The sequence below is a fragment of the Bradyrhizobium sp. JR4.1 genome, from assembly GCF_040548605.1.
GTDB classification, from domain to species: Bacteria; Pseudomonadota; Alphaproteobacteria; order Rhizobiales; family Xanthobacteraceae; genus Bradyrhizobium; species Bradyrhizobium canariense.
The window spans coordinates 21,834-38,327 of record NZ_JBEPRY010000044.1 but is presented as its reverse complement, the minus strand read 5'-3'; the positions used below and the strand labels follow the sequence as shown (position 1 = coordinate 38,327).

Genomic DNA, 16,494 nt, shown 5'->3' with positions numbered 1-16,494 from the left:
TCGCTGCGACGATGAAGCCGAAAACCGAGGAGTCCGACGAGCTCTAACGGTTAACTGGAAAGATCAGCGCGCTGCGGCCTACCGCGTAGGGTTACCATGTAAATGACCGCCGAAGGCGAGTTCGGCCGGACTTGGGCCTTCGCAATCTGTTTGAAACCGGCTCTAACCCTCTCGGCGGCTTCATTGACCAGCTTGCTTCGACTCGCTCAGATACGCCTGATAGGCCAGCTTGATGCCATCCTTGAGCGAGGTGGTCGCGCGCCATTTGGCAAGGCGGCTGACATCTAGCAATTTGCGCAGTGTGCCATCGGGCTTTGAAGTGTCAAAATTGATCTCGCCGGAATAGCCGACCGTCGCCGCCACCAAGCGGGCGAATTCCGCGATCGTGATTTCCTCCCCGGTGCCGATGTTGACCAGTTCGTCGCTCGAATAATTCTTCATCAAATGTATGCAGGCGTCCGCGAGATCATCGACGTAAAGAAATTCGCGCCGCGGCGTGCCGGTGCCCCAGACCACCACGTTGCGGACGCCGGAAACTCGGGCCTCCTGAAACCGGCGGATCAGAGCCGCGACGACGTGGCTGTATTCGGGATGATAATTGTCGCCGCGCCCGTACAGGTTGGTCGGCATAACACTGATGAAGTCCGAACCATACTGGCTGCGATAGGCTTCGAGCATCTTGATGCCGGCAATCTTGGCGATCGCATAGGGCTCGTTGGTCGGCTCCAGCGGTCCCGTCAGCATGGTATCTTCGCGCAATGGCTGTGGCGCCATCTTGGGATAGATGCAGGAGGAGCCAAAAAACATCAGCTTCTCGATGCCGTTGGCGTGCGCGGCCTGGATCACGTTGGTCGCAATCGCCAGATTGTCGAACAGGAACTCGGCGCGCAGCGTGTTGTTGGCCAGGATGCCGTCGACCTTCGCCGCGGCCAGAAACACCGCCTGCGGGCGCTTGGCGGCGAACCATCTGTTCACCGCCGCTTGGTCGCGCAGCTCGACTTCGCTGCGGGTTGCCGTCAGCAGTTTGACGTTTTCCTGCGCAAGCCGGCGCACCAGCGCGCCGCCGACCATGCCCCCATGGCCGGCAACGAACACCGTCTTGCCGTTGAGCTCAAACGGAGTGCTTGCCATTGGCGACCTCCCGTTTCGCGATTGCAAGATCGGCTGCCACCATTTCGTTGACCAGTTGCGCGAAGCTAATCTTCGGCTTCCAGCCGAGCTTCTCGCGCGCCTTGGATGCATCGCCGATCAACAGATCGACTTCGGTGGGGCGGAAATAGGTTGGATCGATGCGCACGACGGTCTTGCCAGATTTCTTGTCGACGCCGATTTCATCGACGGCCTTGCTGCGCCATTCGATGGTGCGGTCAACCTCTGCAAAGGCCAATTCGACAAATTCACGCACCGAGCGGGTTTCACCTGTCGCCAGCACGAAGTCGTCGGGCGCTTCCGCCTGCAGGATCTTGTGCATCCCCTCGACATAATCTTTGGCGTGGCCCCAATCGCGCTTCGCCTCGAGGTTTCCGAGATAAAGCGTGTCTTCAAGACCCGTCTCGATACGTGCCACGCCGCGCGTGATCTTGCGCGCCACGAAGGTCTCGCCGCGGATCGGGCTTTCATGATTGAACAGGATGCCGTTCGAGGCATAGATGCCGTAGGCTTCGCGGTAGTTGACCGTGATCCAGTACCCATAGAGCTTGGCCACGCCGTAAGGTGAACGTGGATAGAACGGCGTGGTTTCCTTCTGCGGAATCTCCTGAACCAAACCGTAGAGCTCGGACGTCGACGCCTGATAGAAGCGCGTCTCCTTTTCCATGGCGAGGATCCGGATCGCTTCCAATAGCCTGAGCACGCCAATCGCATCGGCATTGGCGGTATATTCCGGGCTTTCGAAGCTCACGCCGACATGGCTTTGGGCGGCGAGGTTATAGATCTCGGTGGGGCGGATCTGTTGCATTAGCCGGATCAGATTGGTCGAATCGGTCATGTCGCCGTAGTGCAGCAAAAACGGCACATTGCCGACGTGAGGATCCTCATAGAGATGATCGACGCGCGCGGTATTGAACGAGGAGGACCGCCGCTTGATGCCGTGCACAGCGTAGCCGCAGCCGAGCAGATACTCGGCAAGATAGGCACCGTCTTGCCCGGTCGCACCCGTAATCAGCGCGACGCGACGTCTGTTATGCTGAACCGCCATATCTTCTCCAAAAATGCATCCGCGTTTCCTCGGCAACCGTGCTTCGCCAGCGGTACCCGACTTGCTAGCCCGCCCGCGCTGGCCGTGCGGCGGCGCAGGCCATAGCACTCGGCCCTGGACAAAGTCCAATACCAAAGTCGGCAGGAAGCGCGGACTGCATCAGCGCGAGGAACGATCGGCAGCTTGAAACTGCGGCCACGTAACTCCCACGAATTCTGAGATAACCACGAGTCGGAGCAGCTTTCGGTATTCAGAGCAATTATTGATATTGCGAAGGATGCATGAACATGGAAGTAGCGCTGATCATTTGGCCAGCGTGTCTCTCAGTATAGGAGGGTAACCTTCAGCCCAATACTTCTATCCTTTGCCGGCCATGCGTAAGAGCTTTTTCGAAGGCTCCGCCTCGCAAACTAATCTCGGGTCCGGTTTGTCGGTTACATCGGCATTACCAGGTCTTTTCAGCATAGCATGCCAAGGCGCGCGCCCGGTTGGCATGAGGAGCGAGGGTAAAGGTTTGGGGATTGATCAATGAAAGCAGCGTTATCAGGTAAGCAGCCCGCCGCCGGCACTCGCTCACTTTGTCCAAATTCTCCCTTCCGTGTGCTGTGGGAGAATCGGGCGCTTATCCGCCGCCTCGCTGCGCGTGAGTTGCGAGCACGTTATCGCGGTAGCATGCTTGGGATCGGATGGGCTGTCATCGCGCCGCTTGGAATGGTGCTGATGTATACCTTTGTATTTGGCTCCATTTTCAAGGCGCGCTGGACTGGCATCGGTGGAAGCACGGAGAGCATGACTGCTTTCTTCCTGGCGGGCCTGGTCGCGCATCAACTACTCAGCGAGGGTGTCGCCCGGGCTCCTTCACTGGTGCTGGAAAATAAAAACTATGTCACCCGTGTTGTCTTCCCGATTGAGATACTTGCACTTGTGACGATCGCTGTGGCTTTGGTGAGCGCGGCCATCGGCCTCGTCCTTCTCCTGTGTCTTATGGCGTTGACATCCGGCATACCGCCCGCAACGGCCGTCTTATCGCCGCTGGTGCTGCTGGGGATGGTCCCCATGCTGCTTGGTCTCATCTGGATCATTTCCGCCATTGGCGTTTTTGTGCGCGATCTCGGACAGCTCGTGCCCGTCGTGCTCAGCGTGCTGTTCTTTCTCGCGCCGGTTATCTATCCCAGATCTACCGTCCCCGCACCGATCGACACTCTCGTTCTCTTCAATCCAGTTACGGTTCCGATAGAATCGATGCGTGCGCTCGTCTTTGGACACCCGTTTCCGTGGGAATTGGCTTCAAGCTATCTCGTGATCTCGCTCATTGTTTGCTGTACCGGCTTCGCGCTGTTCTCGCGACTGCGCAGGGCATTCGCCGATGTCCTCTGAGCCGATCATCAGCCTCCGCGGCGCGGGCAAGTGCTACAATCTCTACGACAAGCCGACCGATCGGCTGAAGCAGATGGTGGCGAATCGCCTGCCGGGTAGCGCCCACAAGCAGTTCTATCGCGAGCATTGGGCGGTGCGCCGCATCACCCTCGAAATCGCGCGCGGCGAAACCGTCGGCGTCATCGGCCAGAACGGTTCCGGCAAGTCCACGCTGCTGCAACTGATCTGCGGAACGCTGACGCCGACCGAAGGAGACGTTCGAGTAGAAGGCCGCATTGCACCGCTGTTGCAGCTCGGCGCCGGGTTCAATCCCGAATTCACGGGCAGAGAGAACGTGGCCCTCAACGCTGCCATCCTCGGGCTCAGCACGGACGAGATCAACGCGAAGTTCGACGACATTGTCGCTTTTGCCGATATCGGCGAAATGCTCGAGCGCCCCGTCAAACTCTATTCCAGCGGCATGTATGCGCGGCTGGCCTTTGCGGTGGCGATCAATGTTGATCCGGAAATCCTAATCGTCGACGAAGCACTCGCCGTCGGCGACGAGGGATTTCAGGTCAAGTGCTATGGACGCATCCGCCAGATCCGCGATTCCGGCGCAACGGTTCTGTTTGTCAGCCATACGCGTTCGACGATCGTCGAGCTCTGTGATCGTGCAATCCTGCTCGATTCAGGCCAGATGCTTCTTGAGGGCGAACCGAAGCCAGTGATGGCGGCTTATCAGAAGCTGCTTTTCGCGCCCGAGACGGACAAGGCGGCTATTCGAGCAGGGATTGAACGGGGCGAGAGCTTTCCGCAGATTGTCTCAGGGGGCCCGGCCGAAATTGATGCAGGCATTTCCGCCTACGATGAATCTCTCGTAGTCAGGGAGATCGAGGAATGGCCCAGGCGAGGCGCACGGATTACTGATCCATGCATTCGAACAATGGACGGACGCAAGGTCAACGTCCTTTCGCCTGGCACGATCTATCTCTACGAGTACACTGTCGAATTCCAAAGCGACGCCTTTGGTGTCTGGTTCGGCATGCTGACCAAGACCATGACCGGTTTGGAGATCGCTGGCATCGCATCACATCCGAGAGGCAGCGCGATCGATGAGGTCCACGCAGGTGATCGATATCGGGTGAGATTTCGCTTCAATACCGCTTTGACGCCCGGAACCTACACGCTCAATGCGGGATGCTTCGGTATTGTCGATAGTTCAGAGGTCCACCTCCATCGCCTGATCGACGCGGTTCTATTTCGTGTCCTTGCAGCAGAGGATGGCCGGCGTATCAGCGGTTATTTCGACATCTGGTCGAAAGAAGGGGCTTGCACCGTCGACATTCTGGCGGCGAGTCGCGAAGTTGCCCTCACTTGATGCGCGGTTATCGAGCGGAGTCTACATTGGTTCAGGCAGCTTCTCGTGCGCGATGATGAGCTATATCCCAATATGTTGCGCTTCACACCTTGGTAAGACCGTACGACGATGAACCGCGCTCCTCAGCACACTGTCTGTTTCCTGCTCGGTCTTCCCCGCTCGGGAACGACACTGCTTGCCCACCTTCTTCAACAGCATCCGGACATTGCAGCTCCCCCAGAACCGTGGTTGATGCTCGCGCTCGAGGCATTCGGAACGGTCGATCAACGTCACCCTGCGGTCGCTGCGCTTGTCCGCGACGCAACCGATGAATTCTTCGGCCGCATAGATCGTGCCATAGCCTGCCGCGCCTTCGCTGACGCTGCTTATCATCAGTACCTTGTAGCTGCCAGCAAGCGCTGTTTCGTCGACAAGACTCCGCGCTACTGGATGGCCGTTGATTTTCTCGATTCGCTTTATCCTGAGGCCCCGCATATCGTTCTGATGCGGAATCCGTATGCTATTGCTGCCTCACTAAAATCCACGTGGGGTATTCCGCTTCTGTCTGAAACCTGCCTCCCGGCGCGCGCGCCATATCTTGCTGATCTCGTTCTCGGCCTTCCTGTGCTCGCGGCGAGGCGCGATCGACCAAACACGGAGTTGGTCCGCTACGAGTCGCTGGTGGAGCAACCCGGTGAGGAAGTCCAGCGTATAATCACTGCTCTCGGCTACGATCCGTCCGGCATCACAACGATGACGATCGGAGAGACCGATTATCTAAAATCCAGCATTTTCGGCGACCGCAAGATCCTCGACAAGAAAGCAGTTGACGATCGTTCAGTCCATGCATGGCGAACCGAACTGAGCATCCAAGAGATGCAGGCCGTGACCGACATGGTGGGTGCGGAATTGCTGATCGAGCTCGGTTACGACCGGGAATTTCAGTGGGCACGAGAAGCCGGCGTAGTCGATGGCGGCGCGTCTGTAACCGATCGGCATCGCCAGATATTTCAAACCTGGTGGAATCTACGCAGTGACCGGGCGGCAGCGGCTGGTGCCGGCGAACTTCCCTACTCGCAATGGGGATATCTAGCATCGCAAGACGAGACGGCGAGCTCTGCGTCGAGCTCCGGTCTATCCGTAATGGAGACCGCGCAACTTCTGGCCGAGTCCGACGTGGAGCGGGCGCTCCGTCTCGCTACTACGAAGGCAGCCGAATTGCGAGGGGAGTTAGCGGCTTCGGAAGCGGATCGGATTGCTCGGCTAGAAGTCATTCATGAACGCGATGCCGCGATCTCGACGCTCCACAATGAAGTCGCCCGGCTGGAGCAAGCATTCGCGGCTTCGGAAGCTGATCGGGAGGCCCGCCTGAATGTCATCCACGAGCGTGAGACTACTATGGAGATACTACAGAGCGAGATCGCACGACTGGCGCAGGAGCTCGCAACCTCGCAGGCAGATAGAGCAGCACGGCTGGACGTCATTCATGAACGCGACGCCGCGATCTTGACGCTCCACAATGAAGTCGCGCGGCTGGAGCAAGCATTCGCGGCCTCGGAAGCAGATCGGGAGGCCCGCCTGAATGTCATCCACGCGCGTGAGACTGCTATCGAGATACTACAGGGCGAGATCGCACGACTGGGGCAGGCGCTCGCAACCTCGCAGGCAGATAGAGCAGCACGGCTGGACGTCATTCATGAACGCGACGCCGCGATCTTGACGCTCCAGAGCGAAGTCGCGCGGCTAGAGCAATCATTCGCGGCCTCGGAAGCAGACCGCGGAGCGCGTTTGGCCGCCATTCATGATAGAGACACAACAATTAGCGCGCTCAAGGCCGAAGCTGAACAAGATCAAAGCGCACTTGCCGAATCGACTACTACACAAGCAACTATACTTGGATCACGATGGTGGAAATTGGGTCGACGTCTGAATGTCGTACCTTCAATTGAACTCCCCCCACAAAAGCTCAGAATGTTCCGGAGCGAGACTCCAGAAGTGTTGGCCTATCACGCCGCATCAACGGCACGTGCTTTGGAAAAGATCGCAGCACGCGGGTTGAACGTTTCCACCGTCATTGACGTTGGTGCCTCCAACGGAATGTGGTCGGCGGTCACGCGACAATTTTATTCTGAAGCCAGTTATTTTCTAATCGAAGCGCAGAAGGTCCATGAGCCCGACCTCATTAACTATTGTCGCGGCAATTCCAACACCGAATACGTCTTGGCCGCGGCCGGCGACAGCATCGGCCAGATATACTTTGATGATAGCGCACCGTTTGGCGGAGTAGCCAGTCATCAGCCAACTGAGACCGCGCGGACTGTACTCCCCGTCACAACAATCGACCATGAGGTTTCAACACGACGATTGCGCGGCCCGTTTTTGGTCAAGCTAGACACTCACGGTTTCGAAGTCCCGATTCTTCACGGGGCAGCTGAAACGCTAAAACAGGCAAACCTTGTCATTGTCGAAGTCTATAATTTCAAGATTACAGACCAGAGCCTCCTGTTCGACGAGATGTGCGCATTCATGAGGGAACTCGGCTTCGGTGTGATCGACATTTCTGAACCGTTGTGGCGTCAGCGCGATAACTCCCTTTGGCAATTTGACCTCTTCTTCATTCCCCTCACTCGGCCGGAGTTTACTGCCCGAACCTATACGTGATCTCGAGAAGACGCAGTAACTTGCACTATCACTGGAATTAGCAATGTCTACAGAATTGCCCAAAATTTCGATTGTGACGCCCTCTTTCAATCAGGGACGTTTCATCGAATCAAATATTCTTTCGATACAAAACCAGAATTATCCTGCGCTCGAACACATTATTATCGACGGTGGCTCCACGGATGAAACCCTGCTCAAATTGGAAAGGCACAAGGAGCAGCTGACATCAATTGTGAGCGAAAAAGATGACGGGCAATATCACGCCATCAACAAGGGGTTTTCGTTAGCGACAGGGGACGTATTGGCCTGGCTGAACTCCGATGATGTTTACATTCCAGGTGCACTGCGTGTCGTGGGTGAAATATTTCGAAAGTTTCCTCAGATCGAATGGCGCACAACCCGTTTGCCTCTCGCCATCGAAGAGGACGGCACGCCAATCAAAGCGACACCGGTACATGGCTTCACGCGTGCCGGATTTCTGAAGGGTGAAAATCTCCCCGGCCTTGGTTGGCCAGCTACCTGCTACATCCAACAGGAATCCACCTTCTGGCGCCGCAGCCTCTGGGAACAAGCAGGAGGACGCCTCGACACCAACTATCGGATGGCGGGTGACTTCGATCTTTGGGCCAGGTTCTTCGAGCACGCGGAGCTTTATTCGGTCGACGTCCCGATTGGATGCTTCCGACGCCACGCCGACCAGCGAACCTCGACAACGTTTACAAAATACGTCGAGGAAGCAAAGGCGATTTTCGCTAGAGCCGGCGGACATGCGCCGACGGGCGTTATCCAAGAGGCACGTATCTGGCTACGTCAGGCAGCACCGCCGAAGCTGCGCAGCTGGGCGTTCGATCGCAAACTCATTCAACCGGCACCGACCGTAACCTATGATTGGGGGACTCGAGAGTGGGTTCTTCTTGCAAGTTGAGATTGTTTCTCGCGCGAGCCGACCAATACGAGCCATGAAGATTGCAATTCAAAACTCCTGGCCGAATCTGTCCTTTTCGGCCGAACGCGAATTCATTGCGCGTGTGAAGCTGGCTGGCGATCGCCTCGGATGGTCGGTTGTCGAGGTTGTGACTTCCGACGACATCATGGCAGCGGCGCCGGAGGTGGTGATCGTCACGCACGAGTTCTCACCCAAGCTCACACAATATCCCACGCTTGGCGTGATCTGGAGTCCGACGGCATTCTTTTCACCCGATCCAGACCGGGTTCGGAATATCCTTAGCTATGACGGATATCTCGTTGCGAATGCCTCGCTTCGCGAGTATCTCGCCGACCTGCTACGTGCGCACGGGAAAGACGCTCCGATTAGTCGGTTTGATTTTCTGCCGTCGGCGCTTGCGACTGCCCGCGAGGTCGACGAACCACGCACACGTGGCGTCCGTTCCCTGTTTTATGCCGGCGTTCACTGGGATGGTCATAGACATGGCGATCTGTTTGCCGCCTTGAAGGGGCGTATTCCGATGCGGATACACGGTGATCCGCAACGCTGGCAACATGCAGGCAAAGACTTTGCCGGCCCTCTGCCGTTTGATGGAAAATCCGTCGTCGACACCATTCGCGAATGCGGAATTGCGCTGGCACTCCATGGAAGCGCACATCGCGCGGAGAATATACCTTCGATGCGCCTCTTCGAGGCAACCTCTGCTGGCGCAGTAGTGATCAGCGATCGGCTTGCGTTCGCGGTGAACGAATTTAGTGACGCTCTCCTGTACGTGGATGCTGATCAAAGCGCCGAAGTCGTGAGCCAACAGATCGTCAGTCATGTTTCGTGGATCAATGCCAATCCTGATATTGCACAGGGGATGGCAGATCGCGGCCGTGAGATCTTCAACAAAAGTCTTGCCCTTGAGGATATTCTCAGTCGATTGCCTTCCTTCATGGAAGACGTGCGGAAATCCACGGGGGTTTGCTCGGAAAATGAAGACGGCGTTGACATCATCATTCGCGTGGGCTCTCGGCCGCTCTCGATGATTGAACGAGCGGTAGCATCAGTCGCCGCCCAGACACATCGCCATATAGGCCTCATTGTCGTAACTTTTCGCCCCGTTGATGGCCTGGCGGATTTGCTCGCCAGATACAAAGGACGCTTTATAACCATTAGAATCCTGAAGGCTCCCGACAATGGCGTGCGCAGCACTCCCCTTTGGATTGGCCTCAAGGCGGCTTCTGCAACCTTCATCGGAAACCTCGACGACGATGACGTGATCCACCCCAATCATGTAGCCTCTCTCGTGCAGACGCTCCGGCAACGCAGGGCGAAGCGCGCGCCGCTGGCCTATGCCGGCACGATTCAGGTCCAGGAGGACGATGGTCATTGGTTCGACCAGATCAATTTCCGCGGAGATCGCGGGCAGACGATTGAGGAGCGGCGCCGGTTGCGCTTCCTGGAGGCGTTCGACGCTCGCAAAATGCTGCAGTTCGAGAACTTCATCCAGTCAAATGCTTGGCTTGCTCGCCGTTCCGCGCTAACGCCCGAAACCCTGCAAGACCCCGAATTGGTCGTAGCGGAGGACGTATACCTCTATCTGACGCTCATGCTGAAAGGACCATTCGTCTGCTCTTGGAAGCCCACCGCGGAGTGGAACTGGCGCTCAACCATGCGAGACAACGTGATGTTTTCGCCGGAGTTGTGGGGGGCGGTTTGGGGACATCTTCATCAAAAGTTGGCCGAAGCCGGAGTGTCCTTGACCCCCGATACCGAGTTGCAGAGCCCGGCCAGCGATCTCGACAAGCGTGCCCGGGCACTTCTGCGAGGCGGTCGCAGGTTTCTCGCTGAATCGGGAATGCTCTCGTCTCGCCTGCGCTTTGGGTTCGGACTACTTCGGCACGGCGGAGCAAGAAAGCTCATCCATCACATTCTCCGGTTTGGCAAACGCTAGTGGCACCCAAAATGCTTCAATTCTTCATTGGGGCTGCCAATCCGCTCTCTGATTAACGGTTAACAATGGGAAGCTGCCCGGATGACGACGGTCGAATTCGAATACAAGTACGAACACATGAACCGCGGCTGGCCCGACGCAAAGGGTGTTGCAAGACTACGCAAAATTTTTGACGACAATCTTGACGTCTACAAGCGGACTTTGGAGGCGATCGCCCCGTTGGAAGAGCACTTCGATAAAATAGCTCTGGAAGGCGACGCTTCTGAACTCACGCCGTTTTGGAATAATATTTGGCTGCCTCCGCTCGATGCCATCTCGCTTGCGGGCCTCGTTGCCCTTGGTCGCCCCGCGACCTATTTGGAAGTCGGTTCGGGCAACTCCACAAAGTTTGTCCGCTGGATAATTGACACGCTGAAGTTAAAGACGCGCATCGTTTCCATCGATCCATTTCCAAGAGCCGAAATTGACGCAATTTGTGATGTTACGATTCGTTCGCCGCTGGAGCACGCAGACCAAAGCGTTTTTCTCAACTTGGCGCCGAACGACATCGTTTTTATGGATAACAGCCACAGGTCTTTTCCATCGTCAGATGTGACGGCGTTCTTCATGGAGATTTTGCCGAATCTGCCGCACGACGTCGTTTTCGGCATGCACGACATTTTCCTCCCCTTTGACTATCCGTTGGAGTGGAAAGATCGCTTTTACAATGAACAGTATCTTCTTGCTGCCTATCTCTATGGCGGGGCCGATCAGAGCAAGCACGTTATCGGAACCCAGTACATGGCTAGATTACATGGGGACATCGTTCGGCGCTGTTTCCCGCGCTTGGCTAAAAAAGGGGTGCATTTAGGCGGCGGTATCTTTTTTATGAGGCGAGTTGCCCCGGTCGTGAGAAAGAAATTCGGTTTTTTTGTGGGGCGCGCAGCGCGATGAAAGTCACGGTTCGGCCGCGAGATAATTCTCGGGTAGCTTGACATTGCCAGCCACTACATATCGTGAAGCAACCGCTCAATTAGATACTCCATCGCCCGATCCGCGAGCTCCTGCGCCTCGGTGTTTCCAGCTGCGAGGTGAAATTCGGCCGCCTCGGGTCGCTCATAGGGCTGGTCGACGCCGGTGAAATTCTTGATTTCACCGGCCAGTGCCCTGCGATAAAGGCCCTTGGGGTCGCGGGCGATACATGTCTCAAGCGACGTATCGACGAAGATCTCGATGAAGGCCTCCGTGCCGATCAACTCGCGCACCATTCGTCGCTCGGCGCGGAACGGCGAAATGAACGAGCACAGCACCACCAGCCCCGCCTCGGACATCAATTTGGCGACTTCGCCCACCCGGCGAATGTTCTCCACTCGGTCGGGTTCTGTGAACCCGAGATCCCTGTTGAGCCCCAACCGCACGTTATCGCCGTCCAGCATGGTAGTGTGAATACCACGCGCGTGCAGGCCAGCCTCGACAAGATTGGCGAGGGTTGATTTGCCTGCGCCCGGCAGGCCTGTGAACCACAGGACCAACGGCTTGTGCTGCATCAGCCGCGACCGCTGCGCCGTGGTCACGGCCAGCTGCTGATGATGGAGGTTACCTGCGCGCCGAAGTGCGAAGTCGATAATGCCCGCGGCCAGCGTCTCGTTGGTGTATCGGTCGATCAGGATGAAGGAGCCGGTGTCTCGGTTGTCGCTATAGGTGTCGAACGCCACCGGCCGGGCCAGCGACAGGTTGCACACGCCTATGTCGTTCAGCGCCAGCGTTTTCGCCGCCATCTTCGATAATGTGTTAATGTCGATGCGGTGCTTGAGCCCGGTCACTGTCGCCGCCACCGTGCCATGATTGATCTTCATAAGATAGGAGCGGCTGGGCAGCAGCTTGTCGGTGGACATCCACACCAGATGCGCGCTGAATTGATCTGCCAGGTGCGCTCGCTGGTGCGGCGCTGCCAGCATGTCGCCACGCGCCACGTCTATCTCGTCGGCCAGCGTCAGCGTGACAGCATCGCCCGCCGCGGCTTGGTCGCATTCGCCGCCAGGGCCAAGAATCTGCTTCACCCGGCTGGACCGGCCGGAGGGAAGCACCACGACTTCATCGCCGACGCGGACGCGGCCGTCCGCGACGGTACCGGCGAAGCCGCGGAAATCCCCATCGGGCCGGCTGACCAGTTGCACCGGCATGCGGAACGGCCGGTCTGTCCGGTCGTGATCTACCTCGATCTCTTCGAGATATGGCACTAGCGCCGGCCCGCGATACCAAGCCATGCGGGCGCTGGGTGCTGAAATGTTGTCGCCATCCCGCGCGGAGAACGGGATCGCCTGGATAGTCCGGAATCCGAGATCGGCGGCGAACGCCCGAAAGTCGTCCGCAATGCCCTCGAAGACGACTTCGTCGAATGCCACGAGGTCCATCTTGTTGACGGCCAGCACCACATGCCGCAAGCCAAGCATGCCGACAATGATCGCGTGACGCCGCGTCTGGCTGAGCAGACCCTTGCTTGCGTCCACCAGCAGCACCGCGAGGTCGGCGTTAGAAGCACCCGTCGCCATGTTGCGGGTGTACTGCTCATGTCCAGGCGCGTCGGCGACGACGAAGGAGCGCCGCCGGGTCGAGAAATAGCGATAGGCGACATCGATGGTGATGCCCTGCTCGCGCTCGGTCTCGAGACCATCCAGAAGCAGCGCGAAATCCACCGTCCCAGTGGTGCCGTGCTTTTTGGAATCGCGATCGAGTGCGGCGAGATGGTCCTCGAAGACGAGGTTATTCTCGTAGAGCAGCCGGCCGATCAGCGTGGATTTTCCGTCGTCCACGGAGCCACACGTGAGAAAGCGCAACGGCAGGCGCGTCTCGGCATTTAGTGGTCCGGCTCGCGGGACAGGCATCGCTGCGAGGCGTTTCTCCATCAGAAATAGCCCTCGCGCTTTTTCTTTTCCATGGAGCCGCTGTCATCGTGATCGATGATGCGCCCCTGACGCTCGGACACGTTCGAGGTCCGCATCTCGGCGATGATCTCCTCGACGCTCATTGCTTTAGACTGGATGGCCCCGGTGAGCGGATAGCATCCCAGCGTGCGGAAGCGCACCTGTGTCATTTGCGGCGCCTCACCCGGTAGAAGCGGAAAGCGCTCGTCATCCACCATGATCAACGCTCCATCCCGCTGCACGACTGGACGGGGCTTCGCGAAATAAAGCGACACGACGGGAATCCGTTCGGCGCGGATGTATTGCCACACGTCCAGCTCGGTCCAGTTGGAAAGTGGAAACACCCGCATCGTTTCGCCATTCGTCATGCGCGCGTTAAACAGCCGGCGAAATTCGGGCCGCTGGTTGCGCGGATCCCACCCGTGACTGGCAGAGCGCAGCGAAAAGATGCGCTCCTTCGCGCGGCTTTTCTCCTCATCGCGGCGAGCACCACCGAACGCAGCATCGAAGTGCCACTTGTCGAGCGCCTGCCGCAAAGCCTCGGTCTTCATTACGTGAGTGTGCAGGGCCGAGCCGGACGCGATAGGGGAAACGCCGCGAGCCAGTCCTTCCTCGTTGACGTAAACCAGGAGTTCGAGATCGGAGTTCGCCACAAACTCGTCGCGGAAGATGATCATCTCGCGAAACTTCCACGCGGTATCGACATGGAGAAGCGGGAACGGCAGCCTGGCCGGGGCGAAAGCCTTCTGCGCCAGATGGAGCATCACGCTAGAATCCTTGCCGATCGAATACAACAGAACGGGGTTGCGAAACTCCGCAGCCGCCTCGCGGAAGATGTGAATTGCCTCCGCCTCCAAATGGCGCAAATGAAGTTGTTGATGGCGCCAGTTCATGTCGCGGTCCGGAAGTTTATGCTTGTGCCTTTAGATATCAAATCACTGAAACCTAATCGGCAGTCTTCAACTTGCCGAGCCTCGCGGCCAGTGCCTTCCACCACACGGAATAAGGCCGGGCCATCCACCACTTTGCTGGCACCTTGCCGTGATGGTGGCGGAGGACGGCTATTGCTTCCGCATAATGCGCCACACGGTTGTTGCGTGTCTTGGTGTTTGGATGCATGCGATTGACTGCCGTCTGCCGCGGCACATGGACGAGAGGTCCGAAACGACGATAGAGCCGCCACCATAGGTCATAGTCCATGGCCAGCTGTAGGTTCGGATCGAGGCCGCCGACAGCTTCCCACGCGGTCCGCCGGATGAGCGTTCCAGGTTGTGAGATGATGCAGCGAAGCGTCAGCGCCCGCTCGCTGAAAGGTTGCACCCAGACATCGCTGTAGACTCCGTTTGATTTGAGATTGACAACATTCCCGTAGGCGGCAGGCGCGGCGGGGTCGGCTTCGAGTGTCTCAATCAGCGAACGCAGCCCACCCGGTTCCAGCATGTCGTCGCTATTGAGCCAGCCGACGTACGGCGCGCTGCCATGCCCAATGCCGTTGTTGATCGCGGCGGCTTGTCCGCCGTCGGAGCCACTGTACCAGTATGCCAGGCGTCCGCTCCAGCATTGAAGGACGGCAAGGGAGTCATCGGTCGAGCCGCCATCCATGACTATGATTTCTGTAACAACATCCTGTGCGGCGATCGAACGCAGCGCGTCATCCAGATAACGGCTTTGGTTGAGGGAGGGGACCACCATTGTGACCTGTGGTGTTCGGCTCGTTGCTCTGGGCTTGCTGATTGGTGAGCTTGCACCGGTTTGCGCGTTCATATGCTCTGCTTCAAAGATGGTCACTCAGCATCTCGTCGTAGAGATCGAGATATTTCGACACCATGACGTCCGCCGTGAACAACTCCTCATAACGCAGACGGGCCCTTTGACCCATTCGCCTCGCCTCTTCGGGATGCTCGACAAGATATGTCATCGCTCGCCTAAAGGCCGCCGGATCTGACGGCGGAACCACAAGCCCCGTTTCACGATCGATGTTGATGAACGTCGTTCCCGTTCCGATCTCACTCGAGATCATCGGTTTGCCGAACATGGCTCCTTCCAGGAGCGAAATTCCAAATGCCTCTGATCGAAGATGGGAAGGAAACACAACCGCGAAACACAGGCTCAGAAGCGCACCCTTGTCTTCGTCTGCAAGTGCGCCGAGGAATAGGACGTTCGAAAGCTTGAGTCTCAAAGCATGCTCTCGTAACTCCTGCTCGACGGGACCGGATCCGACGATGACGACGGGAAGATTTGTGCTGCTGACTGCGTCCAAAAGAATGTGAAGGCCTTTGTAATATCGCAGGATCCCGACAAAGAGGAAGAACTGGGCACCGACACGAGCCCGCCACTGATCAAGGGTTGCTGCAGCAGGCTGGGGATAGGTTGAGCGGTTGAGCCCGATCGGGATCACGCTAGTTTTCGCTTCATATCGCCGCAAAACCTCACTAGTAGCGAGATAATTCGGTGACGTCGCAACGATGCGATCGACGCTGCCGAGAAAACGCTTCTTCAATGGACGATAGAACCTGAGCGCAAAATGCTGACGGACAATATCGGAATGATACGTCACGAGGGACGGCTTAGACGCTCGCGTAGCGAAATGGACAACGTCCATAAACGGCCATGGAAAGTGATAGTGGATGATGTCCGCCTTTTTGGCCAGCTCGGCAAATCTCTTGAAAACAGAAAACGAAAAGCCGGTAGAAGCCAGCTCGAAACTCAGACGTGCCGGATGGCATGTATAATTTGCAAGTTTTAGGGGACTAGAAGGCAATTCACGACTTAGAAAAAGAACGTCAACGATATGGCCTCGTTCAGCGGTGCCTTGTCCGAGCTGATGGATAAAAGACTGTGTCCCGCCCCATGAGTCTGGCAGATGAGTTTTATAGAAATGGAGAATTCTCATCATGAATCTTTTCGACTACTTCGCGTTTGCAGAGCGCCCGCTCTCACAAAAAAATGTAGAGCTGTGAGGTGGACAAAGCCGGGAACCGCAACTGAGAATCTGAAAGCTAGGCAATCGTTACTCGGTTGCTCTCGAAGCTTGAATGCTTGACTCGAAAGCGACAGCTAGCTCAATGAGCGAGGACTGCGGTGCTTAGCAACGGCTGGAGGCATTTGGTCGGGCGAGGCGCATGATGGGTG

At 57.3% G+C, this 16,494-nt stretch carries 12 protein-coding genes; 6 read left to right on the top strand and 6 right to left on the bottom strand.

Going from position 1 to position 16,494, the window contains the following annotated elements; genetic code table 11:
* Positions 1–180: 180 nt before the first annotated feature.
* Together ABIB90_RS39655 and gmd are read right to left on the bottom strand one after the other, a co-directional pair.
* On the bottom strand, positions 181–1,131 hold the full coding sequence (locus tag ABIB90_RS39655) for a GDP-L-fucose synthase family protein (RefSeq protein WP_354202790.1): 951 nt from the start codon (positions 1,129–1,131) through the stop codon (positions 181–183).
* Positions 1,112–2,197, bottom strand: coding sequence for a GDP-mannose 4,6-dehydratase (gene gmd / locus ABIB90_RS39650; RefSeq protein WP_354202789.1), 1,086 nt, complete (start codon positions 2,195–2,197; stop codon positions 1,112–1,114). The genes ABIB90_RS39655 and gmd overlap by 20 nt, the downstream gene beginning before the upstream one ends.
* A 528-nt stretch (positions 2,198–2,725) precedes the next feature.
* On the opposite strand from gmd, the gene ABIB90_RS39645 reads away from it, so the two are divergent.
* From ABIB90_RS39645 to ABIB90_RS39620, 6 genes are all read left to right on the top strand, one after another.
* Complete coding sequence (locus ABIB90_RS39645; protein WP_354202788.1) at positions 2,726–3,574, top strand: ABC transporter permease; 849 nt, start codon at positions 2,726–2,728, stop codon at positions 3,572–3,574.
* Positions 3,564–4,934 carry an ABC transporter ATP-binding protein gene (locus ABIB90_RS39640; protein WP_354202787.1) on the top strand — a complete coding sequence of 457 codons (1,371 nt, stop codon included), beginning with the start codon at positions 3,564–3,566 and terminating at the stop codon, positions 4,932–4,934. Before ABIB90_RS39645 ends, ABIB90_RS39640 begins: the two co-directional genes overlap by 11 nt.
* Before the next feature lie 108 nt (positions 4,935–5,042).
* Positions 5,043–7,574 carry a nodulation protein NoeE gene (noeE, locus tag ABIB90_RS39635; protein WP_354202786.1) on the top strand — a complete coding sequence of 844 codons (2,532 nt, stop codon included), beginning with the start codon at positions 5,043–5,045 and terminating at the stop codon, positions 7,572–7,574.
* 43 nt (positions 7,575–7,617) lie between these two features.
* A complete protein-coding gene (locus ABIB90_RS39630) occupies positions 7,618–8,499 on the top strand; it encodes a glycosyltransferase family 2 protein (RefSeq protein WP_354202785.1) in 882 nt (293 codons plus the stop codon).
* Between the two features lie 34 nt (positions 8,500–8,533).
* Positions 8,534–10,459, top strand: a complete 1,926-nt coding sequence (locus tag ABIB90_RS39625) for a glycosyltransferase family protein (protein WP_354202784.1) — start codon at positions 8,534–8,536, stop codon at positions 10,457–10,459.
* Positions 10,460–10,540: 81 nt separating this feature from the next.
* On the top strand, positions 10,541–11,392 hold the full coding sequence (locus ABIB90_RS39620; protein ID WP_354202783.1) for a class I SAM-dependent methyltransferase: 852 nt from the start codon (positions 10,541–10,543) through the stop codon (positions 11,390–11,392).
* A gap of 53 nt (positions 11,393–11,445) precedes the next feature.
* On the opposite strand, the gene cysN is transcribed toward ABIB90_RS39620, so the two are convergent.
* Genes cysN through ABIB90_RS39600 form a run of 4 tightly spaced genes read right to left on the bottom strand, consistent with a single transcriptional unit; the run spans position 11,446 to position 16,258 of the window.
* Positions 11,446–13,344 (bottom strand): sulfate adenylyltransferase subunit CysN, encoded by a 1,899-nt coding sequence (gene cysN / locus ABIB90_RS39615; protein ID WP_502918264.1) that lies wholly within the window; start codon positions 13,342–13,344, stop codon positions 11,446–11,448.
* Positions 13,344–14,255: a sulfate adenylyltransferase subunit CysD gene (cysD, locus tag ABIB90_RS39610; protein WP_354202782.1), complete on the bottom strand. Its 912-nt coding sequence runs from the start codon at positions 14,253–14,255 to the stop codon at positions 13,344–13,346. The genes cysN and cysD overlap by 1 nt, the downstream gene beginning before the upstream one ends.
* Before the next feature lie 52 nt (positions 14,256–14,307).
* Entirely contained in the window at positions 14,308–15,150 is an 843-nt protein-coding gene (locus tag ABIB90_RS39605) for a glycosyltransferase family 2 protein (protein WP_354202781.1), read from the bottom strand.
* Positions 15,137–16,258, bottom strand: a complete 1,122-nt coding sequence (locus ABIB90_RS39600; protein WP_354202780.1) for a glycosyltransferase family 4 protein — start codon at positions 16,256–16,258, stop codon at positions 15,137–15,139. Before ABIB90_RS39600 ends, ABIB90_RS39605 begins: the two co-directional genes overlap by 14 nt.
* Positions 16,259–16,494 lie beyond the last annotated feature (236 nt).

Excerpts from the sequence above, each read along its gene's own strand:
- ABIB90_RS39655 (WP_354202790.1), bottom strand. The coding sequence starts at position 1,131 with ATGGCAAGCACTCCGTTTGAGCTCAACGGCAAGACGGTGTTCGTTGCC.
- ABIB90_RS39625 (WP_354202784.1), top strand. The coding sequence starts at position 8,534 with ATGAAGATTGCAATTCAAAACTCCTGGCCGAATCTGTCCTTTTCGGCC.
- ABIB90_RS39630 (WP_354202785.1), top strand. The coding sequence starts at position 7,618 with ATGTCTACAGAATTGCCCAAAATTTCGATTGTGACGCCCTCTTTCAAT.
- ABIB90_RS39640 (WP_354202787.1), top strand. The coding sequence starts at position 3,564 with ATGTCCTCTGAGCCGATCATCAGCCTCCGCGGCGCGGGCAAGTGCTAC.
- gmd (WP_354202789.1), bottom strand. The coding sequence starts at position 2,197 with ATGGCGGTTCAGCATAACAGACGTCGCGTCGCGCTGATTACGGGTGCG.
- noeE (WP_354202786.1), top strand. The coding sequence starts at position 5,043 with ATGAACCGCGCTCCTCAGCACACTGTCTGTTTCCTGCTCGGTCTTCCC.
- cysN (WP_502918264.1), bottom strand. The coding sequence starts at position 13,344 with ATGGAGAAACGCCTCGCAGCGATGCCTGTCCCGCGAGCCGGACCACTA.
- ABIB90_RS39620 (WP_354202783.1), top strand. The coding sequence starts at position 10,541 with ATGACGACGGTCGAATTCGAATACAAGTACGAACACATGAACCGCGGC.
- ABIB90_RS39645 (WP_354202788.1), top strand. The coding sequence starts at position 2,726 with ATGAAAGCAGCGTTATCAGGTAAGCAGCCCGCCGCCGGCACTCGCTCA.
- ABIB90_RS39600 (WP_354202780.1), bottom strand. The coding sequence starts at position 16,258 with ATGATGAGAATTCTCCATTTCTATAAAACTCATCTGCCAGACTCATGG.
- cysD (WP_354202782.1), bottom strand. The coding sequence starts at position 14,255 with ATGAACTGGCGCCATCAACAACTTCATTTGCGCCATTTGGAGGCGGAG.